Below are 24,628 nucleotides of genomic sequence, written 5' to 3' on the forward strand. Positions count from 1 at the left end.
CACGCGATGCAATTCGACGTGACTATCGAGATTCCCAAGGGCCAGCGCAACAAGTACGAGGTCGATCACGAGACCGGCAGGGTCAAACTGGACCGCTACCTGTACACCCCGATGGCCTACCCCACCGACTACGGCTTCATCGAGGACACCCTCGGCGAAGATGACGACCCGCTGGACGCCCTGGTACTGCTGCCGGAGCCGCTGTTCCCGGGTGTGCTGGTGGAGGCTCGGCCGGTCGGAATGTTCCGGATGGTCGACGAAAAGGGTGGCGACGACAAGGTGCTGTGCGTCCCGGCCGGCGACCATCGTTGGGACCACATCCAGGACATCGACAACGTTCCGGCGTTCGAGCTGGAAGCCATTAAGCACTTCTTTGTCCACTACAAGGACCTCGAACCGGGCAAGTTCGTCAAGGCGGCCGACTGGGTGGGTCGCGAAGAGGCCGAGGCCGAGGTGTTGCGGTCGGTGGAGCGATTCAAGACCGACGGCCACTGATTTCCGGCTTAGCCGCCGGCCCGCCGGTTGCGCACCACGCTGTTGGTGAACGCCGCCCCGATGAACACCACGCCGATCGATGCCGTGATCCACTCGGGGATCTGCAGGTGGTGGTCGATGGACATCAGCATGATCACCGCGAGCGCACCGATCGCCCAGTGCGCGCCGTGTTCGAGGTAGACGTAGCGGTCCAGGGCGTCCTGTCGGACCAGATAGATCGTGATCGACCGAACGAACATGGCGCCCACCAAGCCGAGCCCTAACGCGATGACGATCGGGTCGCTCGTGATCGCGAATGCCCCGGTGACCCCGTCGAAGGAGAATGAGGCGTCGAGCACCTCGAGGTACATGAAGAGCATGAACCCGGCCTTGCCCACCGCCCCCTGGGCGGCGAGTTCGCCAGGTCCGGCACCGACCCGAGGCGGCTGCAACGCCCGGCTCAAGCCGTTGACCACGAGGTAGGTCACCAGACCCAGCAGCCCGGCGACCATCACGGTGCCCAGGTCGTCGCTGGAATCCGTCAACCCGGGACCAGCGAAGATCAGCGTCACGCACGCCACCATCACGTGGACCTGACCCAGCCGCCCGATTCGGGCGAACGGCGCCTCAATCCACTTCAGCCACTTGATCTCACGGTCGTTGAACACGAAGTCCAGAAACAGCGTCAACAAGAACATCCCGCCGAACGCCGCGATCTGGGGGTGGGCCGCGCTGATCAGTTTCTCGTAGCTGGGTGAGCCGTCCGGGAAGTCCAGCGCGCCGCCGGGCGGCGGGTTCAGCGCCAACCTCATCGCGCGGACCGGATCGAGACCCGCGGTAACCCAGACGATGGTCAGCGGGAACACCAGCCGCATTCCGAAGACGGCAATCACGATCCCGATGGTCAGGAACATCTGCTGCCAGAACTGGCTCATCTGCTTGAGGATCGTGGCGTTGATGATGGCGTTGTCGAACGACAGCGATATCTCCAGGATCGCCAGCACCACCAGCAGGAACAGCGCGGTCACTCCGCCGTGCCAATACCCGGCAACCAAAGCCGCCGCGGTTACCAGCAGCGACAACCCGAACACGCGGATCGTTGTCATGGGTCCTTTCCAGTGCATTTCATCTATACCCGAGAGCCCCTCAGGGCAAGCCAAAACAACGCCGAACCGGCCTGGCGAGCACCCACGCCCCGCACGCTTAGTATTTGCAAGCGTGGCTGCAAACGTGCCCAGCATCAGGTCGGTTGGCCGTTAGTGCTGCCAGGGTGACCGAAGTAGGGGGAACAACGGGAGCGGCGGGCGCCTCTGGGGGGGCGATCGCGCGAGGCAGCGTGGCGCGCGTCGGCACCGCCACCGCGGTCACCGCGCTGTGCGGTTACACGGTGATCTATCTGGCCGCCCGGGACTTGGCTCCCAGCGGCTTCTCCGTGTTCGGGGTGTTCTGGGGCGCATTCGGCCTGGTTTCCGGCGCCGCCAACGGGCTGCTGCCAGAAGCCACGCGCGAAGTCCGCTCCGCGCAGTACCCAGACGTCGTGCCGGAAGGAGGCCGCACTCATCCCCTGCGGATCGCCGGGATGGCCGGACTGGCCTCGGCCGTGGTGATCGCGGGCAGCTCGCCGCTGTGGAGCGGGCGGGTGTTCGTGGAGGACCGCTGGTTGTCGGTGGGACTGCTCAGTGTGGGACTGGCCGGATTCTGTCTGCATGCCACGCTTTTGGGCATGCTGGCCGGCACCAACCGGTGGTCGCACTACGGATCGTTGATGGTGACCGACGCGATAATCCGAGTGGCGGTCTCGGCGGCAACGTTTGCCATCGGGTGGGGTCTGGTCGGCTTCCTGTGGGCGACAGTGGCGGGCTCGGTCTCCTGGCTGATTCTGCTGCTGGCTTCGCCCGTCGCGCGCGCGACGGCACGCTTGCTGACGCCGGGCAACACGGCAACGTTCCTGCGGGGTGCCGCGCATTCGATCACCGCCGCCGGTGCCAGCGCGATTCTGGTGATGGGTTTTCCGGTCCTGCTGAAGCTGACCTCCAACGAGCTCGGCCCCCAGGGCGGGGTGATCATCTTGGCGGTGACTTTGACCCGTGCGCCGCTGCTGGTGCCGCTGACCGCGATGCAGGGAAACCTCATCGCCCATTTCGTCGACGAGAGCGCGCAGCGACTGCGGGCACTGATCTCACCGGCCGCACTCATCGGCGGTATCGGCGTGATCGGGGTGCTGGCCGCGGGAGCGGTGGGCCCGTGGCTACTGCGTTCGGCCTTCGGGCAGCAATATCAGGCCAGCGGCGCCCTGCTGGCCTGGCTGACCGCGGCCGCCGTGGCGATCGCCATGTTGACGCTCACCGGAGCCGCGGCGGTGGCGGCCGCACTGCACCGGGCTTACTCACTAGGCTGGGTGAGCGCGACAGCGGCATCAGGGTTGCTGCTGCTGTTGCCGCTGCCGCTGGAAGCCCGCACGGTGGTGGCGCTGTTGTGTGGCCCATTGGTAGGGATCGGTGTTCATCTGCTCGCGCTGGCGCGCGCCGGATACGCGAGCAGATGATGGGCCCTGGCCAAGCGTGTAATTTGTGGGCCTAGATGGCCGTGAAAATGGATATTGATACGCATCACCCCGACGTCTGGATCGTCGTTCCCGCCTTCAACGAAGCCACCGTCATCGGCGAGGTGATCGCGCAACTGCGGTCGACCTTCGGCCATGTGGTGTGCGTGGACGACGGCAGTACCGACGGCACCGGCGATATCGCCCTGCGGGCCGGGGCTCACGTGGTGGCTCATCCGATCAATCTGGGCCAGGGCGCGGCCATCCAGACCGGGGTCGAATACGCCCGTAAGCAGCCGGGAGCCCAGATCTTCGCCACGTTCGACGCCGACGGCCAGCACCGCGTCAAGGACCTGGCCGCCATGGTGCATCGGTTGTCGGTCGGCGATGTCGACGTGGTGATCGGAACCCGCTTCGGGCGGCCCGTCGGGAGCCGCCCACCCCTGCTGAAGCGAATTGTGCTGCAGACCGCGGCGCGCCTGAGTCCGCGCGGTCGCCGGTTGGGCCTGACCGATACCAACAACGGCCTGCGGGTGTTCAACAAGACCGTGGCCGATGGGCTGAACATCACCATGAGCGGGATGAGCCACGCCACCGAGTTCGTCATGCTGATCGCCGAAAACCATTGGCGCGTTGCCGAAGAACCCGTCGAGGTGCTCTACACCGACTACTCGAAGTCGAAAGGGCAGCCCCTGCTCAACGGCGTCAACATCATTTTCGACGGGTTTTTGCGAGGGAGGATACGACGATGAACTGGATCCAGGTGCTGTTGATCGGGTCGATCATCGCGTTGCTGTTCTATCTGCTGCGCTCCCGCCGCAACGCCCGGTCGCGGGCATGGGTCAAAGTCGGCTACGTCCTATTCGTCCTGGCCGGTATCTACGCGGTGCTGCGACCGGACGACACCACGGTGGTCGCACACTGGTTCGGAGTGCGCCGGGGCACCGATCTGATGCTCTACGCACTGATCATGGCGTTCAGCTTCACCACGCTGAGCACCTACATGCGGTTCAAAGACCTGGAGCTGCGCTACGCGCGGCTGGCCCGCGCCATAGCGCTCGAAGGAGCTCAGACACCGGAGCCACGCTGAGGCCGGCCCAGCCAATCAGCTGCCGTGGGTTCGCCGGAAGTAGTCGACGGTGCGCCGCACCCCGTCTGCCAGTTCGACTTGCGGACGCCAGCCCAGCACCTCTTCGGCCCGGCTGATGTCGAGGCAGGACCGTGTCAGGTCGCCCAGCCGCGGCGGGTGAAACTCCGGGTCGTCGGGGCCGCCGACGGCCGCGGCCACAGCTGAGTGCAGTTGGCGGTCCGAGGTTTCCACGCCGGTGCCGATGTTGAACCGTTGGCCGCCGCCCACGTCGCTGCCCGCCTTGACGAAGGCATCGACGACGTCGTCGACAAACACGTAGTCGCGGGTGTTGGTGCCGTCGCCGAACGCCTTGGTGGGCTTACCCGACAGCAGCGCCTGGGCGAAGATCGCCACCACCCCCGCCTCGCCGTGCGGGTCTTGGCGCGGGCCGTACACATTGGCCGGGGCGATGTGGGAACACTCCAGGCCGTACAGATGCCGAAATGTGTTGAGGTAGATCTCCCCGGCCACCTTGCCGGCGGCATACGGCGATGCCGGGTCGGTGGGCACCCGCTCGCTGGTCGGGTACTGCGGCGGGGTGCCATAGATGGATCCGCCCGAGGAGGTATGCACCACCTTGCGGACGCCGGTGAGCCGGGCCGCTTCGGCCAGCCGCAGGGTACCGATGACATTGACCGAGGCGTCGAATTGCGGATCGGCCACCGAATGGCGGACGTCGATTTGCGCCGCCAGATGAAAAATCACTTCGGGCCGGTGCTGCTCGAAAATTGCCTGCAGGTCGGCGTCCACGATGTCGGCTTCGACGAAGACATGCGCAAGGTTGTCGACCAGATGCTCGAGATTGGTCGCCCGGCCAGTTGCGAAATTATCCAGTCCGACCACCGTGTGACCGTCTGCCAGGAGACGGTCGACCAGTGTCGATCCGATGAAACCGGCCGCGCCGGTGACCAGTGCACGCACCGGCCCACAATACCGACCGGTAAGAAATAACCATGCCCACCCGGACCAGGCCCGTGCCCAAGGTCGCGGTGGCCGCCATCGCGCTGATCATGATTCAGCTGGGGGTCCGCGCCGTGCTGGCGTTCCGGGGGTATTTCTATTGGGACGATTTGATCCTGGTCGGCCGGGCCGGCACCCAGGACCTGCTCTCGGCGACCTACCTGTTCGACGACCATGACGGCCACGTCATGCCCGGCGCATTTCTGGTTGCCGGCATCATCATCCGGCTGATGCCGCTGGATTGGACCGGACCCGCGATCAGCCTGGTGGTGCTGCAGCTGCTGGCATCGCTAGCGCTGCTGCGAGCGCTCTACGTGATCCTGGGCTGGCGCCGGGTCTTGCTCATCCCGCTGACGTTCGCGCTGTTCACCCCGCTGGGGGTGCCCGGATTCGCGTGGTGGGCGGCGGCACTGAACTCGCTGCCGCTGCTGGCGGCGCTGGCCTGGGTGTGCGGTGACGCGATCCTGCTGATCCGCACCGGTAACCAGCGATACGCGGTGAGCGCGGTGCTCGCCTACTTCGCCGGCCTGCTGTTCTTCGAAAAGGCGGCGGTGGTCCCGTTCGTCGCCTTCGCGGTCAGCGCCCTGGTCTGCCATGTCGGCGGCGACAAGCGTCCGCTGCGCACGGCCTGGCAGGCCGGGATCCGGTTGTGGACGGCGGCGCTGGCGCTGACCGCCGGCTGGATGGTGCTCTATCTGGCCGTGGTTGACCAGAAGCGCTGGAGTGGGGATCTGGCAATGACCTGGGACCTGCTGTGTCGATCGATCACGCACGGCATCGTGGGGGGCCTGGCCGGCGGACCGTGGCGCTGGGATCGCTGGGCCCCGGCGTCCCCGTGGGCGACGCCGCCGCCGACGGTGATGGCGCTCGGATGGCTGGTGCTGGCCGGGCTACTCGGCTTGTCGCTGATCCGTAAACGACGCATCGGCGCGGTGTGGCTGACCGCGGCCGGCTACGCCGTCGCCTGCCAGGTGCCGATCTACCTGATGCGCTCATCGCGGTTCACCGCCCTGGAATTGGCGCAGACGCTGCGCTATTTCCCCGATCTGGTGGTGGTGTTGGCGCTGTTGGCCGCCGTCGCCTTGACCGCGGCGAATCGGCCGTCGGATTGGTTGAATGCCTCGCGCGTCCGGGCCAGCACGATCACCGCCGCGGCGATGCTATTCCTGGCCAGCAGCCTCTACTCGACGGCGACCTTTCTGACCAGCTGGCGCGACAACCCGACCAAGTCATACCTGGAGAATGCGGAAGCGAGCTTGGCTGGCGCCCAGATAAATTCGAATGCCCCGCTACTGGATCAAGAAGTCGATCCACTGGTGCTGCAACGGGTGGCCTGGCCGGAAAACCTGGCCAGCCATATGTTCGCACTGTTGCCGAACCGCCCCGATTTCGCGACGGCGACAACCAAACTGAGAATGTTTACCAGCTCTGGAAATTTGGTCGATGCGCGAGTTACCTGGATACGGACGATTGTTCCCGGCCCCATGCCCCAATGCGGCTATTTCGCGCAGCCAGACCAGCCCGCACGGCTGATCCTGAACGGCCCGTTGCTGCCCGCCGACTGGACCGTTGAACTCAATTATCTTGCCAACAGCGACGGGTCGATAACGCTGGCGCTGCCGGAGGGGCCCGAGCGCAAAGTTCCGGTGCATCCGGGCCTCAACCGGGTCTACGCCCGGCTGCCAGGCGCCGGCGATGTGATCACCGTGCGAGCCAATACCACCGCATTGGCGGTGTGTGTCGCCTCCGGTCCGGTGGGTTTTCTGGCTCCCGAATAAGCGGCGCGATAATTCCCTTCCGGATGAATTAGTTGTCTCGAAGTTTTCTCCAAGACAATAACTTTCAGCGAAATTTGGCGGTAGCGTTGGCCCGCAAAGTCAACAACGGTTTTCATACCTTTCATATCTAGGAGTACAGCGGTGTCATACGTGGTGGCGGCGTCAGACCTACTGGCATCGACGGCGACTGAATTGGCACGTATCGACGCCGCGCTCAACACAGCCAATGCCGCGGCGGTGCTGCCGACGACCGTGCTGCAGGCCGCCGGCGCGGATGAGGTTTCGGCGGCGGTGGCCGCCCTGTTCTCCTCGCATGCCCGCGCCTATCAGGCACTCAGTGTCCAAGCCGGGCAGTTTCATCAGTGGTTCACCCAAACGCTGAGCGGCGCTGGACTGGCCTATGCCAGTGCCGAAGCCGCCAATGTCTCGCCCTTGCAGGTCCTCGAACGCGACGTGCTGGGACTGGTCAACGCACCCGCCCAGGCGCTGTTGGGCCGTCCCATCATCGGCAACGGCGCCGACGGCGCACCCGGCAGCGGGGCCAACGGCGCCGACGGCGGCATCTTGATCGGCAACGGCGGCACCGGCGGCTCCGGTGCGCCCGGCCAAAATGGCGGCGCCGGCGGCAACGCGGGGTTGCCCGGTAGCGGCGGCACCGGAGGTGTCGGTGGGGCTGGTGCCACCGGCGGCACCGGCGGCACCGGCGGCCTGTTGTGGGGCAACGGCGGCATCGGCGGCCAAGGCGGGACCGCCATGGTGGGCGTCAACGGCGGTAGTCCCGGGCATGGCGGAAACGGTGGCAACGCGTTCCTGTTCGGCGATGGCGGTACCGGGGGCCAGGGTGGGACCGGCCTGGCCGGGGCAGACGGTGTCAACCCCACCCCCACCGGGACGGCCGGAACCGGTGCCGCCGGCGGCAACGTTAGCGGCAATGGCCCCCTGACCGGGGGAAACGGCGATACCGGTGATACCGGTGGGACCGGCGAGACCGGCGGTACCGGAGGCGCCGGCGGAAGCGCCACTGCCTCGTCGGGGTCGGCCACCGGGGGCAAGGGCGGGGCCGGCGGTGATCCCGGTGGCGGCGCCAATGGCGGGGCCGGCGGTGCCGGCGGGGACGCCGAGAGCTTCTCGGGGCAAGCCCACGGGGGTACCGCCGGTGGCGGCGGGACCGGCGGCGACGGTGGCCGTGGCGGGCTATTGATCGGCAGCGGCGGCAACGGCGGGACCGGCGGGACCGGCGGGACTGGGGGTACCGGCGACGCGACCGCAGCGAGCTCCGCCACCGGCGGTCATGGGGGCGACGGCGGCGACTCTGACCCTTCTGTCGGCACCGGCGGTAACGGCGGCACCGGGGGCAACGGCGGCAACGGCGGTGCTGGCGGGCAATGGCGGTGGCGGCGGCGACGGCGGTGTTGGTGGGACCGGCGGCACCGGCGGTGCGGGGGGGCTCGGGCGCCGGGGGCGGCGTCGGTGGAGACGGAAGCTCCCGTGGAGGCATCGGCGGTAACGGCGGCTCCGGCGCTAATTCGATGGCCATCGGTGGTGGGGGCGGCGTCGGCGGTAGGGGCGGTGACGCCGGGACCAGTGGCCTGTTGATCGGCAACGGCGGCGACGGCGGCAGCGGCGGCGCGGTGCCGGCGACAGCGGGGCCACCGCGGGCGCAGACGGCAAAGCGGGCACCGCCGGCACGGCGGGCGCGACCGGCCCGCACGGCTGACCACCACAAACAAACGAGCCGCCCAGGAGAATCGAACTCCTGACCTATTCATGATGGTTAAAGCGGGATCAGGCGTTGTCTCGTTCCCAGGGATTTCAGATCCGCGCAGCTCAGAGCATCGCATGCATGTTCGAGTGCGCCTCTGAGTGCAGGCGCGCGCAGGGTTTTCGCGCCCCGGAACCGAGTTCTCCCGCCCTCTCTCACGCACGGATGCACGCCGCGTGTCCCCGAGAACAATCGCCCCAATGCCCGGCACAATCAGGCCGGCAGTGAGCACGACAACCAACCCCCACCACCACAAAGCGACCCACCCACCTCACGCAACCCACACGAACGGCCAGCCGGAACACGGGCCGGAGCCGCGGACGCCGGTAGACCGCGAGCGCACGCGGCCTGCAAGGCCGCAGGGCGCGAGAGCGATAGGACTTGCCATACCTGCCAGAGTCAAGACAAGGCCGATCTTGTACTTCACGGCTTCCTTCGAGACGGGCACTGGCCGATGCGCAGCGCCTGAAGTGTCGCGGAACCGGAAGCCGCCCGTTGGCCGCCACTGTTGTTGCGGCGTTACACCTGGGGTGCATTCGCTGTCGTCACGCTCAGAATCGTCCGTGCGACTAGTTCGGGATCGTCGACCATAGGGTCATGCCCAACATCAGGCAGAGTTACGAACGTCGCCTGCGGCAGGCGCGCACGCGCACGAGGGCCGTAAGACGTGACGGGAACAATTTCGTCTTTCTCCGACCACGCCACCGTGACGGGGCAGGGCAACGGGTCCAAAGGGGCAATCTGCTCCTCGTCGGTTGAGAATACTTCGTTGGCGACCGTGCATCCGAGGAAGTCGTCAAAGATCTCAACACCCCGGTGCGCGCTTATCCGATCGCCGTGGCACGCGCCATCCTGGAACATAAGTCGGCGGACCCTCGGCGACTTCAACACCAGCGGCATGATGGGTCGCATCAGGCGAGCGATTCCGGCGCCTCCCAGCGCTCGTGACAGCGTCCTTTCTCGCAGCCCGTCACCCGACGCCCAGAAGCCACCTGGCGCAAACACACACACTGTTGCTGCGCGGCCGCGCCGAGCCAATTCGATCGCCAAATAGCCGCCCATCGAATGGCCGACCAGATGCGGGCGTTGAAGTCCTTGCTCGTCGAGGTAGCGCTCATCCGCCGCGGTCGCTGGCCGCCTCTGCACTGGGGGTCCGCCTCGGTGGCCGGGAGCCGTCGGCGCATGCACCTGGTGATATCTCGAAACGACGGGTACCACGTCTTGCCATGCCCTGCCCGACCCAGCCCCGCCGTGCAGGAGCACCAACCCCGTCTTGTCGGTGGCCATGAGGAAGTCTGACACCATCCCCAACCAGGTGGGAAGTCTTTGGAAAGGCTTCGAACCGTGGCCCAAGGAAGTAGTCGAACAGGTCATTCCCACCCAGGAGCCACTCCCCGGCGGGCCGCCGACCAACTCGCACCGATTGAACACGCACCGTTACCAGCTGACAGCAGGAGGTACAGTGCGATCAGAAGTCGTAAGCGGGTTCGGCGTCGAGGATCTTCGTGAACATCGCGACCATGCCTGTGAGATCAGAGTGGGCGCGCGCTGCGTGACAAGCGCCGTACAACTCTTCCAGGTCAGTCTTCCCCCAGTCGAAGCCAGAACCGCGTTCGGACAACAGGAGATCGAAGAACTCGCGGGTGGAGCGGCCGTTGCCCTCGCGGAACGGGTGGGCATAGTTCACGTGGTCGTATAGGTATGCGACCTTGCCAGCGAGATCGCCGTCGTCGATCGCTCTGAGCCGGTCGAGATGGTGGATCTCCGCGGCGACATGCTCCATGGGCCGACTGATGCTACCCGGCGGGCAGAAAGACTCGTCTTCCTTCTCGATGCCGACTGTCCGCAGGTCTCCCGCCCAGACGTAAACGTCCTGGAACAGCTGGCGGTGAATCGCCCGCAGGTATGCAAGATCGTAGGTGCGGTCGCCCAGCAGATTGGGTTCCTCGCGGAGTTCGATCACCCGGGCCTCAACGAGGTCGTTCTCGGCGTCACGCAGTTCGGCATGCGTTCGGGCGCCGACCCGGTTCCGTAAGACGGAAGTACCGGGGATGAAGTAGCCCTGCCAGTTCCGTTCGTGATCGCCGGTGTCCCATGGATGCGGCACTCCAGGCCCGGTTACTGGATGTTGTACCGGCGGCGGACGCGCTCACCTAACTCGGCTGCCGTAATCTTGCCGCGGGCGTAGTCGTCCTGATCGGCACGGGTAGCGGCGGTGCTGCGGGTGCCCTCCAGCTCGGTGTTGCGGCGGGTTGCCCTGACAGTCCTGATGCGCCGCTTCGCCTTCTGCAACTCGGTCACCTGGACAAACACCTCATCTGATTTTGCGGGTCTGACCAGCATAGTCGACAGCGCTGACATTGCAGAGAGGCTTGCCCATCAAGGAAACACAGCACGGTTCTCCACCGCTGATGTACGAACATCATGTCTCGTTGGCCATGTAATCGACGGCGTCCCGCAACACGTACCGGGCCGACACTGCTCCGGCCCACACCAACGGCGCCGGGCCGCGCAAAACCGAGGACACGTTCGACGCCTACGCCGGGGTAATCGGCAAGCTGCTCATCCCAGCCCTGCGGACCGTCCGACTGCGTGAACTCACCACACAACGGGTCGACCGGTACCTGCGCTCGGCTACTCCCCCGTCGACGCCCGCGTACACACCACCACGGTCAGCGACCAAACCGCGCGCCCCCACCCCCGACGACGCCGTGGAGATGCGGCGGAGGATCGCTGCATGGCAGAGCGGTCGATCGAATCGCGGACCCGCGCGCGGGTATGACCGGCTGCGCATCTTCGACGTACTGCTGGCCACCGGCGCCCGCATCGGCGAAGTGCTCGCACTCACCTGGGACGACATCCACGGCCTCGACGGTGACGGTCCCGTCACCGTGTACATCGGTAACCGACTCGACAAGAAATCCCACCGGGCACAAGGCCGGCGGCGAGCCCTACACCGTCACGACCCCGGAGTTCGGAGCCGCGACGCTGCGAGAGCACGCCCCGCCGAGGCACGCACCAGCCAGAGGCCAATATCCGCACCCGCTGGCGGGCGATCCGCGGCGAGGACTTCAAGTAGGTTGTGCCGCACTCGATCCACAAGCCCGTCGTCACCGCGGTAGAGCGCGCGATAGGGCTGGAAGCCTCGGCCCGGCAGGCCGGACACAGCAGCAGCGAAATCACCCGGCGGCACTACGTCGAGCAGTCCGTGCCGGTGCCCGACTACACCGCCGCCTAGATGAGTATTCGCGCCCTATCCGCGCCCTTCAAGCCGTCGAACACGAACAGGCAGGGTAATTACCCAGCCTGACCTGTACAGGTGGAGCCGCCTAGGAGAATCGAACTCCTGACCTATTCATTACGAGTGAATCGCTCTACCGACTGAGCTAAGGCGGCGTGCCCTCATTCCGGGCGGCACGAGTCTACGGCAGGCGGGCAGGTCCGCCCAAGTCCGGATCGACCGACCGGCCCCCCGCTACTGCAGTTGTTGCCCAATGGCTGCCACCATGGCGTCAACCGCAAATTTTGGCTTTACGTTGATCGACAGCGCTTCACGGCAGTTCAGCACGGCCTCGATGCAACGCAACAGCCGCTCCGGAGTCGCGTGTGCGGCCAGCGCAGCGACCCGGTCAGCCATGTCCGGATGGTTGGCCCGCGGCTGGTCGGCCTTCGCCGAAACCAGCAGCGCATCCCGAAAATAGGTGGCCAGGTCGATCAGGGCCCGGTCCAGCGCATCGCGCGCGGCCCGGGTGTGGCGGGACTTCTGCCGCCGTTCCAGGTCCTTGATCGCGCCGGCGGAGCCACGCATCGTGCCGGCAGTCCCTTTCCCGGTGCCACCAGCCCCCAGTGCGGTACGCAGCTCCTCGGTTTCGGCCTCGGCGCGATCGGAAGTCAGCGCCAGCGCCTCGGCCTCGGCGGCGGCGACCAACTCCTCGGCCGCGGCGTAGGCCCGCGCCGGCGTCGCGGCGTCACGAACCAGCCCCAACGCTCGCTCGCGTCGCTGCCGCGCCTCCGGGTCGGTGGCCAGCCGCCGCGCCCGGCCCACATGGCCACCGCTGACCGAAGCCGCCCAATTCGCCGTCTCGGCCGCCAACCCATCGTTGTCGATCAGTACCTGGGCAATCGCGGTGGTCGGCGGCGTCACCAGCGCGACATGGCGACACCGGGACCGCAACGTGACCGCGATGTCCTCGGGATCCACCGATGGTGCGCACAACAGAAACACCGTCGATGCGGGCGGCTCCTCGACCACCTTGAGCAGGGCATTGGCCGCACCTTCGGTCAACCGATCGGCGTCTTCGATCAGCACGATCTGATGGCGCCCGGTGGTTGGGCGGCGCGATGCGATCTGCACGATCGCGCGCATGTCGTCAACTCCGATAGAGAGGCCTTCGGGAATCACCCGCCGCACGTCCGCGTGAGTCCCCGCCATGGTGGTCAAACAGGACCGACAACGTCCGCACCCCGGATCGCCGTCTGACGTGCACTGCAGCGCCGCGGCGAAGCACAATGCGGCGATTGACCGCCCCGAGCCCGGGGGCCCGGTGATCAGCCACGCATGTGTCATATCCCCGTCAAACCCCGAACTGTGAGTCGAATCACTGCGAGCTGACCTCGCGGCCGCGAGCAGCTCCGATTCCACCGCCCCCTGGCCTACCAGCCGCGCGAATACCCCAGACATCACCGTGGACACTATTAGCCCCCGCCGACAGATACCGATTGGCTACCGTTTCGCGACATTTCCGTTATCTTTCCCGTCTCGAGTCGACTCGGTAACGACTTGCCGAGTCCCACGTAGGTTTCCGGCGAGTCCCCCCATCCGGATACGGTGGGCTGGTGGCTACCGTGGCAACCCTGCCCGGGCGGATCAACGGGTTCGCCCGGTGGGTAGTGCGCACTCCGTGGCCGGTGTTTTCGCTGAGTATGTTGCAGGCCGACATCATCGGCGGCCTATTCGTTCTGGGCTTTCTGCGCTATGGCTTGCCACCCAACGATCGCATCCAGCTGCAGGATCTACCACCACTGAATCTGGCGATCTTCCTCACCTCCGTGATTACCTTGTTCCTCGCCGGGTTCGCATTGAACCTCAAGCTGCTGGTGCCGGTCTTCCGGTGGCAGCGCCGCGACAATCTGGTTGCGGCGGCCGACCCGTCCGCCACCGAGCTGGCCCGCAGCCGGGTGCTGCGCATGCCGTTCTATCGCACCTTGATCAGCGTCGGTTCGTGGGCGATCGGCAGCGTGATCTTCATCGTCGCCAGCTGGTCGGTGGCTCGCTATGCGGCGCCCGTGGTGGCGATTGCCACCGCCCTGGGCGCCATCGCCACCGCGATCATCGGCTACCTGCAGTCTGAGCGGGTGCTGCGGCCGGTCGCGGTGGCCGCGCTACGCAGTGGGGTACCGGAGAACTTGCGGTCGCCCGGGGTCATCTTGCGGTTGATGCTGGCCTGGGTGCTGTCCACCGCGGTACCGCTGTTGGCGATCGTGCTGGCCGTGGTGGCCGACAAGATGGCGATTCTGCACGCCACCCCGGACAAGCTGTTCAATCCCATCCTGCTGCTCGCGCTGGCAGCGTTGGCGATCGGTTCGGCCAGCACGCTGCTGGTGTCCATGTCGATCGCCGATCCGCTGCGCCAGCTGCGTTGGGCGCTGTCGGAGGTGCAGCGCGGCAACTACAACGCGCACATGCAGATCTACGACGCCAGCGAGCTGGGCCTGCTGCAGGCCGGGTTCAACGACATGGTCCGCGACCTGTCCGAGCGGCAACGCCTGCGCGACCTGTTCGGTCGATATGTCGGCGAGGACGTGGCCCGGCGCGCCATCGAACGCGGTACCGAGCTTGGCGGGCAGGAACGCGATGTCGCGGTGCTGTTCGTCGACCTGGTGGGCTCGACCCAGCTGGCGGCGACCCGACCACCGGTCGAGGTGGTCGGCCTGCTCAACGAATTCTTCCGGGTGGTGGTCGACACCGTCGCGCGCCACGGCGGATTCGTCAACAAGTTCCAGGGCGATGCCGCCCTGGCGATTTTCGGCGCACCGATCGAACACCCCGACGGCGCCGGCGCCGCGCTGCGCGCCGCGCGCGAGTTGCACGACGAACTCATTCCGGTGCTGGGATCTGCGGAGTTCGGCATCGGGGTGTCGGCCGGCAGGGCCATCGCCGGCCACATCGGCGCGCAGGCCCGCTTCGAATACACCGTGATCGGCGACCCGGTCAATGAGGCCGCCCGACTCACCGAGCTGGCCAAGCTCGAGGAAGGCCACGTGCTGGCCTCGGCGATCGCGATCAGCGGGGCGCTAGACGCCGAAGCCTTGTGCTGGGACGTCGCCGAAGTCGTCGAACTACGCGGACGGACCACACCGACCCAGCTGGCCCGCCCGCTGAACCTCGCTGTAGCCCAACAGGTCTCCACCAAAAGCGGTAGCTAACCGGCCCCGGTCACGCGCGTTTGACGGCCTTTTTCGCCGGCGATTTGCGGGTGGTCTTCTTGGCGGCTCGCTTCACCGGCCCTCGGGCCCGGCGGTCAGCCAGCAATTCCGAGGCCCGCTCGTCGGTGATCGACGCGACCTCGTCGCCCTTGCGCAGACTGGCATTGGTTTCACCGTCGGTGACGTACGGACCGAACCGCCCGTCCTTGATCACCATCGGCTTGCCCGACGCGGCATCGGTCCCCAGCTCACGAAGCGGCGGAGCCGAAGCGCTCTGCCGGCCAGAACGCTTGGGTTCGGCGTAGATCTTGAGCGCTTCGTCAAGGGTGATGGAGAAAATCTGGTCTTCGGTGGCCAGCGAGCGAGAATCGGTGCCGCGCTTCAGATATGGCCCATAGCGCCCGTTCTGCGCGGTGATCTCTTCGCCGGAAGCGGGATCCGTGCCCACCACGCGCGGCAGCGAGAGCAGCTTGAGCGCGTCCTCGAGGGTGATCGTCTGCAGGTCCATGCTGCGCAGCAGCGAACCGCTGCGGGGTTTGGGCCCGGTGGCCTTCTTGCTCTTCTTGGCGGGGGCCTCGGTCCCGGCTTCGGGTGCGGGAGGTTCGGGAAGAATCTCGGTCACATACGGCCCGTAGCGCCCGTCCTTGGCGACGATCTCGTGGCCGGATTCCGGGTCGATGCCCAGCACGCGACCTTCCTGCGGCGTGGCGAATAGCTCTTCGGCCAGCACCAGGGTCAGCTCGTCGGGTGTCAGCGAGTCATTGAGGTTGGCGCGCTGCGGGGTCGGCTCACCGTCTTCACCGGTTATGGTGCGTTCCAGGTAGGGACCATTCTTGCCCACCCGAACGTAGATGGGACTCCCCTGCTCATCGTCAAACAGCTTGATGGAGTTGACTTTTCGCGCATCAATGCCTTCGAGGTTGACACCGACGAGCTTCTTGAGCCCCCCGGCGCGCGCCACCGAATCAGACACGCCGTGGTCGCCACCGAAGTAGAAGTTGTTGAGCCAGTCGGTGCGCCGCTCCTGACCAGATGCGATGGCATCGAGCTCGTCTTCCATCGCCGCGGTGAAGCCGTAGTCGACGAGGTGCCCGAAATGTTGCTCCAATAATCCGGTGACCGCGAACGCCACCCACGACGGCACCAGGGCGCTGCCCTTCTTGTGTACGTAGCCGCGGTCCTGGATCGTCTTGATGATCGGGGTGTAGGTGGACGGGCGTCCGATTCCCAGCTCCTCGAAGGCCTTGACCAGCGAGGCCTCGGTGTAGCGGGCGGGCGGGTTGGTGGTGTGCCCGTCCGGGGTCAGCTCGACCGCGTCGAGCCGCTGGCCCGGCGTCAGATTCGGCAGGCGCCGCTCGGCGTCATCGGCCTCGCCACCGACCAGTTCGTCCACCGTCTCCACATAGGCCTTGAGGAACCCGGGGAAGGTCAGGGTGCGACCGCTCGCCGAGAACACCACCTGCTGCTCACCCGCGCTACCACCGATCCGCAGGCTCAGCGTGGTGCCGCGGGCATCCGCCATCTGGGAGGCCACCGTGCGCTGCCAGATCAGCTCGTAGAGCCGGAATTCGTCGCCGTCGAGTTCACGACGCACGGCGTCGGGGGTTGCGAACGTCTCACCCGCGGGGCGGATGGCCTCGTGCGCCTCCTGCGCGTTCTTCACCTTGCGGGTGTACTGGCGCGGAGATGAGGCCACATACTCTTCGCCGTAGAGCTGGCGCGCCTGGGTGCGCGCGGCGTTGATCGCCGACTCCGACAGGGTCGTCGAGTCGGTTCGCATGTAGGTGATGTAACCGTTTTCGTAGAGCCGCTGAGCGATGCTCATCGTCCGCTCACCGGAAAACCGCAACTTGCGGCCGGCCTCCTGCTGCAGCGTCGAGGTCATAAACGGTGGGTACGGACGGCGGCTGTAGGGCTTTTCCTCGACCGAGGCCACGCTCAGCTGCGCGCCGTGTAGGCCGGTGGCCAGCGCGGCCGCCCGGGCCTCGTCGAGCACGGTGACCTCGTCGGCCTTGCGCAACGTGCCCAGCGAGTCGAAATCGCGACCGGTGGCCACCCGCAAGCCGTCCACACTGGTCAGTCGGGCGACAAAGGTGGGCGGCGCGGCCTTCGGGTCGGACACGCTGGCGTCCAGCGTGGCGACGATGTCCCAGTAGGACGCGCTGCGGAACGCCATCCGGTCGCGCTCTCGCTGCACGATCATCCGTGTGGCCACCGACTGCACCCGGCCGGCCGACAGCTTGGGCGCGACCTTTTTCCACAGCACCGGACTGACCTCGTAGCCGTACAGCCGGTCCAGGATGCGCCGGGTCTCCTGCGCATCGACGAGGTCCATGTCCAGGTCACGGGGGTTTTCCGCGGCTTCGAGGATGGCCGGTTCGGTGATCTCGTGGAAGACCATCCGTTTGACCGGCACGCGCGGTTTGAGGGTTTCCAGCAAGTGCCAGGCGATCGCCTCGCCCTCGCGGTCACCATCAGTGGCCAGGTAGAGCTCGTCGACGTCTTTGAGCAGGTCTTTGAGCTCGCTGACTGCGCTCTTCTTCTCCGGGCTGATGATGTAGAGCGGTTCGAAGTCCGCGTCGACATTGACGCCGAGGCGCGCCCACGGCTCGGACTTGAACTTGGCGGGCACATCCGCGGCGGCCCGCGGCAGGTCGCGGATGTGGCCACGCGAGGATTCGACTATGTACCTGGGCCCCAGGTAACCAGCAAGTTTGCGCGCCTTGGTGGGCGACTCGACTATGACAAGTCGCCGGCCGCTCCCATTTCCACCGCTGCTACGGCTTCCAGGGCCCTTCGTTTTCGGGTCAGCCAACTGCGGTTACGCTCCATCTCTCATCCCAGCCCCGCTGGCGGGGCCACCCTTGCAGAAGGGTGCCAGGCCGGCTGCTGAATTTCAGGCGAAATCCAATAGCCCGACATTCCCACCTGCGGGCAACAGACAATTTCGCACCCTAAGGCGGGCCTGCGCAAACTGGCTGCAATTCAGCTCCCCGGAAAACCGGGGTCCACAGGCGCCTAGCCCCGGGGCCATTGAGCCAACGCTTCGGCACCGGGCGGGGGTTCCCCCACGTTCTCTACCAGGCGCGATAGCCTTCGTCGCCCGCTTATCCGCAGCGCCGGGTGGCCCCCTCGGGTGCCGATCAAAGTGGGTGCAATGCCCACTCGCATCAGAGCCGACGCCAACGGCGAATGTGTATCGGGTGCGTGCGGATCAAGCCCCAGCAGATATCGGTCGGCCTCGGGACTGCCGGCGGCCAGCGCCCAGGCGCGCAGCTCTCGCGGACCTGGCAGCCATCGCGGCGGAACCGTCTTGACCGCACCACGGGTCCACTCCGCGGCGATTGCGCGCAATCTGGGGTCTACGGCGGTACGCACCAGCGGCGTGTCCTCGTCGGTGTGGGTGATCTCAGGCACCAGGCCCGCCTCCCGCATCATCTCGGCGAGAGCTTCGGCTCGCCAGGACTCCCCGACCACCACCGACAGCCGCGCACCAGCACCAACCATCACGACCTGGCCGGATGCTGCCAACACTCCGGATAGGTCCTCGACCGCGGGCGGCACCGACTCCGCGGCAAAGAAGGACAGCTGACTCACGCCACCGACAGTAGGCCAGTAACCCGGTCCGCGGGTTCTCCCCGTCCGGCGCGGCGACCAAGGCGCTCACGGCAGAAACGAAAACCCCCCCGCCGGACCCGCTCAGCGGGATCACGTCGGGGGGATTCGTCAGAATCTGCTCGGATCAGACCGAGCGGACTCCGGTGGCCTGGGGGCCCTTAGGGCTGTGGCCGATCTCAAACTCGACCTTCTGGTTCTCTTCAAGGGTGCGGAAGCCCGAACCCTGGATCTCCGTGTAGTGGACAAAAACATCCGCGGAGCCATCCTCGGGGGCGATGAAGCCGAACCCCTTCTCCGCGTTGAACCACTTCACAGTTCCCTGTGGCATCTCTCGATCTTTCCTTTTCTTCTGGGTGCGGTGCACCGCCTCTCGGTGCCCCGGGCCAAGCCGCGACCGCCATACCTCGCAGAGTCGCCGGAACTTCACCCGACCGATAACCTCGCAGGAACCGCGGCCGCAACGTCGATCCTGCGAAAGTTTGACACGAACACAGAAGCTACGACCGCGATTAGTCAATCATGTTCATGGCGTCGGCGACAGCCCGTTGTCGTCGATGAATTGTGAAGGGTTTGCAAATGATAAGTTTCGGGCGCGAATTGCTTGCCGTCGCGCTCGCCGGTACCCCGACCGGAGAACATCCTTTACACCATGTCGCCGAGCTGCCGCCGCGTGCGGGTCAGCCGAGCGCCTGGCCGCAATGGGCCGAGCCAGACGTCGTGCGCACCTTCACCCAACGTGGCATCACCGCCCCCTGGTCACACCAGTCCACGGCCGCGGAGTTGGCCCATGACGGCCGTCACGTGGTGGTGAGCACAGGTACCGCGTCCGGCAAGTCGCTGGCCTATCAACTTCCCGTCCTCGCGGCGCTGGCGGCCGACCCCCGCGCCCGGGTGTTATATCTGTCGCCGACCAAAGCGCTGGGCCACGACCAGTTGCGCACCGCGCAGGCGCTGGTTGCCAACGTTGAACGACTTAGGGATGTCGCGCCCACGGCTTATGACGGCGACAGTTCCGATGAAGTGCGCCGCTTTGCCCGCGAGCGTTCCCGATGGTTGTTCTCCAACCCGGACATGATCCATCTGTCGATATTGCGCAACCATGCCCGCTGGGCGGTCCTGTTGCGAAATCTTCGATATCTGATCGTCGACGAATGTCATTACTATCGGGGTGTTTTCGGCTCGAATGTGGCAATGGTGCTACGCCGTCTGCTGCGATTGTGCGCACGCTACTCGGCGCACCCGACGGTCATCTTCGCCAGCGCGACGACGGACTCACCGGGTGCCACCGCCGCCGAATTGATCGGCCAGCCGGTTGCGGAGGTCACCGAGGATGGGTCGCCCCAGGGGGCCCGCACCGTGGCACTGTGGGAACCCGCGCTGCGGACCGACCTGACCGGCGAAAACGGCGCCCCGGTGCGGCGCTCCGCCGGCACCGAGGCGGCGCGAGTGATGGCCGATCTGATCGTCGAGGGAGCGCAGACCTTGACCTTCGTCCGGTCACGGCGGGCCGCTGAGCTCACCGCGCTGGGCGCGCAGGCGCGGCTGCAAGACATTGCGCCCCAGTTGTCGCACACGGTGGCGTCGTATCGGGCCGGTTATCTGCCCGAGGACCGCAACTGTCTCGAACACGCATTGACGGAGGGCCGGCTGCGCGGTCTGGCCACCACCAATGCGCTGGAGTTGGGCGTCGACATCGCCGGGCTGGATGCGGTGGTGCTGGCCGGATTCCCCGCAACCGTCGCATCCTTCTGGCAGCAGGCGGGGCGGTCCGGCCGGCGTGGCCAGGGTGCGCTGGTGGTGTTGATCGCGCGCGATGATCCGCTCGACACGTATCTGGTGCACCATCCCGCGGCGCTCCTGGACAAGCCGGTGGAGCGGGTGGTGATAGATCCCGGCAATCCCTACTTGCTGGGGCCACAGTTGCTCTGCGCGGCAACAGAACTTCCGCTCGATGCGGTAGAAGTCCACGAGCTTCGCGCCGTCGAGGTGGTCGAAACGCTCGTCGATGACGGTCTGCTGCGCCGGCGCGGCGACAAGTACTTTCCGGCACCGGGGGTGCAACCGCACGCCGCGGTGGACATCCGGGGTTCCATCGGTGGGCAGGTCGTCATCGTGGAGGCCGACACCGGCCGGCTATTGGGCAACGTCGGAGCCGATCAGGCGCCGGCATCGGTGCATCCGGGTGCCGTTTATCTGCATCAGGGCGAAAGCTACGTCGTCGACTCCCTGGACACCGAAGAAGGGCTCGCCTTCGTCCACGCCGCCGATCCCGGCTATGCGACCTTTGCGCGCGAGCTCACCGACATCGCGGTAACCGGATCCGGCGAGCGCTTGGAGTTCGGGCCCGTCACCGTCGGCTTGGTGCCGGTGACCGTCACCCACCAGGTGGTGGGCTACCTACGGCGCCGGCTTTCCGGTGAGGTGATCGATTTCGTCGAGCTGGATATGCCCGAACACGTGCTGCCCACGACCGCGGTCATGTACACCATCACCGCAGAAGAGCTGTTGCGAAATGGTGTCGACGCCGTCGCGATTCCCGGTTCGCTGCACGCCGCCGAGCATGCGGCGATCGGGCTGCTGCCACTGGTGGCCAGCTGCGACCGCGGCGACATCGGCGGCATTTCCACCGCTATCGGGCCCGAAGGACTGCCCAGTGTCTTCGTCTATGACGGCTATCCGGGTGGGGCGGGATTCGCCGAACGCGGCTTTCGACGGGCGCGCACCTGGCTGGGAGCCACTGCGTCGGCGATCGAGGCCTGCGAATGCCCGAGCGGATGCCCGTCCTGCGTGCAGTCCCCCAAATGCGGCAACGGCAACGATCCCCTCGACAAGGCGGGCGCCATGCAGGTACTGCGACTGGTGCTGTCGCAAGTCGGTGACGATTTACTCTAGGAACACCGGGGCCCGGCCAGGCAGGACTGGCATACCGGCTGTTCGCGAGTCATCTTGCACACCCGGCGGACGGCGACCGACCCCTCGACGGTCGACCTCCACCGATCTGGATGATGAGCCATCATCCCGTGCAGCGAACGGCTGGACGTACACAATCCGCTCACACCCCCGACGGTGCGGGTGCAGCAGAAAACTACCCGGATGTCACTAGGCGCGCAAATCACCACGCGCAGCGGCTTCCTTCGTTGCGGCCGTGCGGCGCCGCGGCCAACGAGCCGCTCAGCATCGGCGAGTTGCATTGCCGGGTAGCGGCATACGTTGCAGTTTCGCGCTGGTCAAAGGCCGGCTGGGCACGTCCGGGGGCAACCGGGACAGCGTGGTGGCGTTTGCCCGGATATGTCAGCAGGTATGCGCTGTGCGGCAACGGGATTCCAATATCGTTGGATACCCACCGACTCGTGGCCGCCTCTAGCGAACAGTAGACTGCGCCTATGACCCACGACTGGCTGCTCGTGGAGACCCTGGGGGACGAACCCGCGGTGGTGGCGCAGGGGCGTCAACTCAAAAGTCTCGTTCCGATCACCAAGTTCCTGCGCCGCAGCCCCTACCTTTCCGCAGTTCGCACCGCGATCGCCGAATCGCTACAGACTGGGCAGAGCCTGACCAGCATCACTCCCAAGAGTGACCGGGTGATCCGCACCGAACCAGTCGTGATGTCAGACGGCCGCATTCATGGTGTGCACGTGTGGACCGGTCCCGCCAACGAGGAGCCGCCCGAACGGCCAACGCCAGGCCCCCTCAAGTGGAATCTGACCCTGGGAGTGGCAACCGACACCCGGGAGTCGTTGGCCAACAGCGGCAAGAATCCGGACCTCGAAGTCACCTACGGCCGGGCCTTCGCCGAAGATCTGCCGTCCCGGGAGCTCAACCCGAACGAGACCAAGTTCCTGGCCATGGTCGTCAAACCGGAGCCAGGTCAAACTTTGTGCAGCACATGGGATCTAACCGACTGGCGCGGGAAGCCGATCCGAATCGGATTTGCCGTACACAGCGCCCTGGAAGAGGGCCCAGACGGCCGTGAACACCTGGTCGCACGAGCGATCAATTGGCGGGCCGAGCAGAAAGAACCGGTGGTGCCGATCGACGATCTGGCCCGGCGGATACTGAACGGACTTGCGCAAGTCGGAGTTCACCGCGCACTGGTTGACCTGAACAATTGGTCGCTGCTCAAGTGGCTCGATGAGCCGTGCTCCTTCTACGACTGGAGGCGAAGCGAGGAAGACGGGCCGCGGGTTCATCCCGACGACAGGCCTGTGATCACTTCCATGACAGATAAATTCGCGAAAGGGGCGGCCAGCGCGGTGCTACGGCTACCCGGGCGCGGTGCTGACGAATGGGTGCCGGTCCACGTCACGGTCAACCGAATCGAACTCGAACCGGAGACGTTCGCCGGACTGATTTCGCTGCGATTGCCCAGCGAGGAAGAACTCGCCGAGGCCGGCCTTCCGGCGGCCGCAGAGTAGACCCGATTTCACTGTCGATGAATTGAGTGGGCCCGCTCTGGCGTATCGATCGGCCCGGCCCTGGCAACCGCGCGCGCGGCGCCCGCAATGCCGATCGGCACCTCGACCGTGACGACCACGTCAAGCTCACGCACCACACATCCGACGTCACCGACCCGCATCGCCCGGGCCACCGCCGCTGCACGCGCGCAGGCCTGCGCCGCACCGGAGCTTAGCCGTGCCGCGCCGGCCAGTGCGGCAAGATCCGCCGACGTCTGAGCCCGGTGCCGGGCCACCATCGCCGCACCCAGGTACACACCGGTGCCGGCAATGCACAGCAAGACGGCAATCATCGAGGCCGCGAGCAAGGTAGCCGAACCGCGGTCATCCCGGCTCTGCGACGGCGACCGCCTCAGCGGATATAGCCAATTCCGGCAATAGCTTTGAACGTGCAACCACCGAGACGAGCACCAGCTCACCGTCTCTTCGCAGCCGAACCCGCGCGGCCGGCGGCGCAATCGCTCGAGCGACCCGCAGGGCCGTGCCAGTGTCGCCACGCGCGGCCAACCGGGCCGCCTCGCGAGCGGCATCCACGCAGCGCAATTGCATTGACAACGCACAGATCCCGGCCAGACACAGCGCCAGTACCACGACCAGCGAGGCGATCGCCAGGGCCGCTTCAACACTGCTGAACCCGGCATCGGTACCTAGACCTTGGTGCTCAGCGCCCGGGTGATGATGCGGGTCAACGCGGACACGACCGAATCTCCGGTCACAACCGTGTACAGGATGGCGCCGAAAGCGGCCGCTGCGATTGTGCCCAAAGCATATTCGACGGTGGACATGCCCGAGTCGTCGGTCGCCAGAAGTGTCAGGCGAGCCAGCATCACCCGAAAAATGTTGTTCATCAATATCTTCCCTTCCCCGGATCGTCACAGCAGACCGGAATCCAGCACCTTGGCGGCCAACCCGGCCAGCACCGGAACAATGCCCAGACACACGAAGGCCGGTAGAAAACACAACCCGAGGGGACCGGCAATGAGCACACCGGCACGTTCGGTGGCCGCCGTGGCCGCGTGCGTCGCATCGTGGCGTGACTGCGCGGCCAGTTCGCCGACAGCATCGGAGAGTGCGGCACCGGAGCAAGCCGAGCGCCGCGCCAAGCGCAGCAACGCATCTACGTGGCCGTCGACCGAACTCAGCGGCAACTCCGGCGTGGCCGACCAGGCTACGGACGGGTCGGCGCCCAACATCAGCAACTCGGCCGCGCGCGACAGCACCCGCGCGAGCCCCGGTGGCGCCGATCGGGCGGTCGCCGCGGCGGCGGCCGACACCGCCATGCCCGAGGCCAGACAAGTGGCGAACACATCCAGGCACGATGCGAACGCCAGTGGATCCTCACCACGCGCTGGCCGGGTTGGCTGTTCCACCCCAAGCGCACCCGGGTGCGACGGCGTGCTGGGCCGTGCCCGCACCACCGCGCGCCGGCCCCCCACCGATAGGGCCATGGCCAACAAGATTGCGGCAACGCTCATGGGCGCGCTG

The 24,628-nt window shown here is 66.4% G+C and carries 22 protein-coding genes, 1 tRNA gene and 2 pseudogenes; 10 read left to right on the plus strand and 15 right to left on the minus strand.

The window, feature by feature from the left end; all coding sequences use genetic code 11:
- Positions 1-6: 6 nt before the first annotated feature.
- Entirely contained in the window at positions 7-495 is a 489-nt protein-coding gene (locus MMSP_RS01645) for an inorganic diphosphatase (protein WP_020785206.1), read from the plus strand.
- A gap of 8 nt (positions 496-503) precedes the next feature.
- Here MMSP_RS01645 and MMSP_RS01650 read toward each other — a convergent pair whose 3' ends face one another.
- Positions 504-1,580, minus strand: coding sequence for a DUF475 domain-containing protein (locus MMSP_RS01650; protein ID WP_012396648.1), 1,077 nt, complete (start codon positions 1,578-1,580; stop codon positions 504-506).
- A gap of 143 nt (positions 1,581-1,723) precedes the next feature.
- Here MMSP_RS01650 and MMSP_RS01655 point away from each other — a divergent pair, with 143 nt between their 5' ends.
- The 3 genes from MMSP_RS01655 to MMSP_RS01665 are packed head-to-tail and all read left to right on the plus strand — an operon-like array spanning position 1,724 to position 4,106.
- Positions 1,724-3,019, plus strand: a complete 1,296-nt coding sequence (locus tag MMSP_RS01655) for a hypothetical protein (protein ID WP_086084792.1) — start codon at positions 1,724-1,726, stop codon at positions 3,017-3,019.
- Between the two features lie 35 nt (positions 3,020-3,054).
- Positions 3,055-3,768 carry a glycosyltransferase family 2 protein gene (locus MMSP_RS01660; protein WP_011741845.1) on the plus strand — a complete coding sequence of 238 codons (714 nt, stop codon included), beginning with the start codon at positions 3,055-3,057 and terminating at the stop codon, positions 3,766-3,768.
- A complete protein-coding gene (locus MMSP_RS01665; protein ID WP_020785208.1) occupies positions 3,765-4,106 on the plus strand; it encodes a DUF2304 domain-containing protein in 342 nt (113 codons plus the stop codon). Before MMSP_RS01660 ends, MMSP_RS01665 begins: the two co-directional genes overlap by 4 nt.
- Positions 4,107-4,121: 15 nt before the next feature.
- Here MMSP_RS01665 and MMSP_RS01670 read toward each other — a convergent pair whose 3' ends face one another.
- A complete protein-coding gene (locus tag MMSP_RS01670; protein WP_020785209.1) occupies positions 4,122-5,066 on the minus strand; it encodes an NAD-dependent epimerase/dehydratase family protein in 945 nt (314 codons plus the stop codon).
- 32 nt (positions 5,067-5,098) lie between these two features.
- Between MMSP_RS01670 and MMSP_RS01675 the strand changes: the two genes are divergently transcribed.
- Positions 5,099-6,883: a hypothetical protein gene (locus MMSP_RS01675; protein WP_020785210.1), complete on the plus strand. Its 1,785-nt coding sequence runs from the start codon at positions 5,099-5,101 to the stop codon at positions 6,881-6,883.
- 141 nt (positions 6,884-7,024) lie between these two features.
- Positions 7,025-8,600 (plus strand): annotated as a pseudogene (locus MMSP_RS01680) (PE family protein).
- Between the two features lie 564 nt (positions 8,601-9,164).
- Here the strand turns inward: MMSP_RS01680 and MMSP_RS01685 are convergent.
- The 4 genes from MMSP_RS01685 to MMSP_RS01700 all read right to left on the minus strand — a co-directional run bounded on the left by MMSP_RS01685 (position 9,165) and on the right by MMSP_RS01700 (position 11,572).
- A complete protein-coding gene (locus tag MMSP_RS01685) occupies positions 9,165-10,019 on the minus strand; it encodes an alpha/beta fold hydrolase (protein ID WP_223161909.1) in 855 nt (284 codons plus the stop codon).
- 94 nt (positions 10,020-10,113) lie between these two features.
- The gene (locus MMSP_RS01690; RefSeq protein ID WP_015357480.1) at positions 10,114-10,752 is read right to left on the minus strand and encodes a Fic/DOC family protein; all 639 of its coding nucleotides are present in this window, start codon (positions 10,750-10,752) and stop codon (positions 10,114-10,116) included.
- A gap of 11 nt (positions 10,753-10,763) precedes the next feature.
- On the minus strand, positions 10,764-10,958 hold the full coding sequence (locus tag MMSP_RS01695) for an antitoxin VbhA family protein (RefSeq protein WP_036427006.1): 195 nt from the start codon (positions 10,956-10,958) through the stop codon (positions 10,764-10,766).
- Positions 10,959-11,317: 359 nt separating this feature from the next.
- Positions 11,318-11,572, minus strand: a complete 255-nt coding sequence (locus MMSP_RS01700; RefSeq protein ID WP_011741852.1) for a hypothetical protein — start codon at positions 11,570-11,572, stop codon at positions 11,318-11,320.
- A 167-nt stretch (positions 11,573-11,739) separates the two neighbouring features.
- Here MMSP_RS01700 and MMSP_RS27325 point away from each other — a divergent pair.
- Positions 11,740-11,955 (plus strand): annotated as a pseudogene (locus MMSP_RS27325) (hypothetical protein).
- 10 nt (positions 11,956-11,965) lie between these two features.
- Here MMSP_RS27325 and MMSP_RS01705 read toward each other — a convergent pair.
- Together MMSP_RS01705 and MMSP_RS01710 are read right to left on the minus strand one after the other, a co-directional pair.
- Positions 11,966-12,041, minus strand: a tRNA-Thr gene (locus tag MMSP_RS01705).
- A 79-nt stretch (positions 12,042-12,120) separates the two neighbouring features.
- Entirely contained in the window at positions 12,121-13,326 is a 1,206-nt protein-coding gene (locus MMSP_RS01710) for a DNA polymerase III subunit delta' (RefSeq protein WP_036427007.1), read from the minus strand.
- A 155-nt stretch (positions 13,327-13,481) separates the two neighbouring features.
- Here MMSP_RS01710 and MMSP_RS01715 point away from each other — a divergent pair, with 155 nt between their 5' ends.
- Positions 13,482-15,071, plus strand: a complete 1,590-nt coding sequence (locus MMSP_RS01715; RefSeq protein ID WP_020785213.1) for an adenylate/guanylate cyclase domain-containing protein — start codon at positions 13,482-13,484, stop codon at positions 15,069-15,071.
- A gap of 10 nt (positions 15,072-15,081) precedes the next feature.
- Here the strand turns inward: MMSP_RS01715 and topA are convergent, their stop codons facing one another.
- The 3 genes from topA to cspA all read right to left on the minus strand — a co-directional run bounded on the left by topA (position 15,082) and on the right by cspA (position 19,017).
- The gene (gene topA, locus MMSP_RS01720) at positions 15,082-17,886 is read right to left on the minus strand and encodes a type I DNA topoisomerase (RefSeq protein ID WP_036425991.1); all 2,805 of its coding nucleotides are present in this window, start codon (positions 17,884-17,886) and stop codon (positions 15,082-15,084) included.
- Between the two features lie 203 nt (positions 17,887-18,089).
- The gene (locus MMSP_RS01725; RefSeq protein WP_011741857.1) at positions 18,090-18,668 is read right to left on the minus strand and encodes a hypothetical protein; all 579 of its coding nucleotides are present in this window, start codon (positions 18,666-18,668) and stop codon (positions 18,090-18,092) included.
- A gap of 145 nt (positions 18,669-18,813) precedes the next feature.
- Positions 18,814-19,017, minus strand: a complete 204-nt coding sequence (gene cspA / locus MMSP_RS01730; protein WP_007166602.1) for a cold shock protein CspA — start codon at positions 19,015-19,017, stop codon at positions 18,814-18,816.
- Between the two features lie 248 nt (positions 19,018-19,265).
- On the opposite strand from cspA, the gene MMSP_RS01735 reads away from it, so the two are divergent.
- Positions 19,266-21,581 carry a DEAD/DEAH box helicase gene (locus MMSP_RS01735; RefSeq protein WP_020785215.1) on the plus strand — a complete coding sequence of 772 codons (2,316 nt, stop codon included), beginning with the start codon at positions 19,266-19,268 and terminating at the stop codon, positions 21,579-21,581.
- Positions 21,582-22,072: 491 nt separating this feature from the next.
- Positions 22,073-23,104: a PAS domain-containing protein gene (locus MMSP_RS01740; RefSeq protein WP_011741858.1), complete on the plus strand. Its 1,032-nt coding sequence runs from the start codon at positions 22,073-22,075 to the stop codon at positions 23,102-23,104.
- An 8-nt stretch (positions 23,105-23,112) separates the two neighbouring features.
- On the opposite strand, the gene MMSP_RS01745 is transcribed toward MMSP_RS01740, so the two are convergent.
- The 4 genes from MMSP_RS01745 to MMSP_RS01760 are packed head-to-tail and all read right to left on the minus strand — an operon-like array spanning position 23,113 to position 24,618.
- Positions 23,113-23,436: an Rv3654c family TadE-like protein gene (locus tag MMSP_RS01745; RefSeq protein WP_020726834.1), complete on the minus strand. Its 324-nt coding sequence runs from the start codon at positions 23,434-23,436 to the stop codon at positions 23,113-23,115.
- 31 nt (positions 23,437-23,467) lie between these two features.
- Positions 23,468-23,755 (minus strand): TadE family type IV pilus minor pilin, encoded by a 288-nt coding sequence (locus MMSP_RS27805; RefSeq protein ID WP_272890170.1) that lies wholly within the window; start codon positions 23,753-23,755, stop codon positions 23,468-23,470.
- A 35-nt stretch (positions 23,756-23,790) separates the two neighbouring features.
- On the minus strand, positions 23,791-23,991 hold the full coding sequence (locus MMSP_RS01755) for a DUF4244 domain-containing protein (protein WP_011741860.1): 201 nt from the start codon (positions 23,989-23,991) through the stop codon (positions 23,791-23,793).
- A 24-nt stretch (positions 23,992-24,015) separates the two neighbouring features.
- On the minus strand, positions 24,016-24,618 hold the full coding sequence (locus MMSP_RS01760) for a type II secretion system F family protein (protein WP_020785218.1): 603 nt from the start codon (positions 24,616-24,618) through the stop codon (positions 24,016-24,018).
- Positions 24,619-24,628 lie beyond the last annotated feature (10 nt).

Source organism: Mycobacterium sp. 012931 (assembly GCF_000419295.1).
Lineage (GTDB): Bacteria > Actinomycetota > Actinomycetes > Mycobacteriales > Mycobacteriaceae > Mycobacterium > Mycobacterium marinum.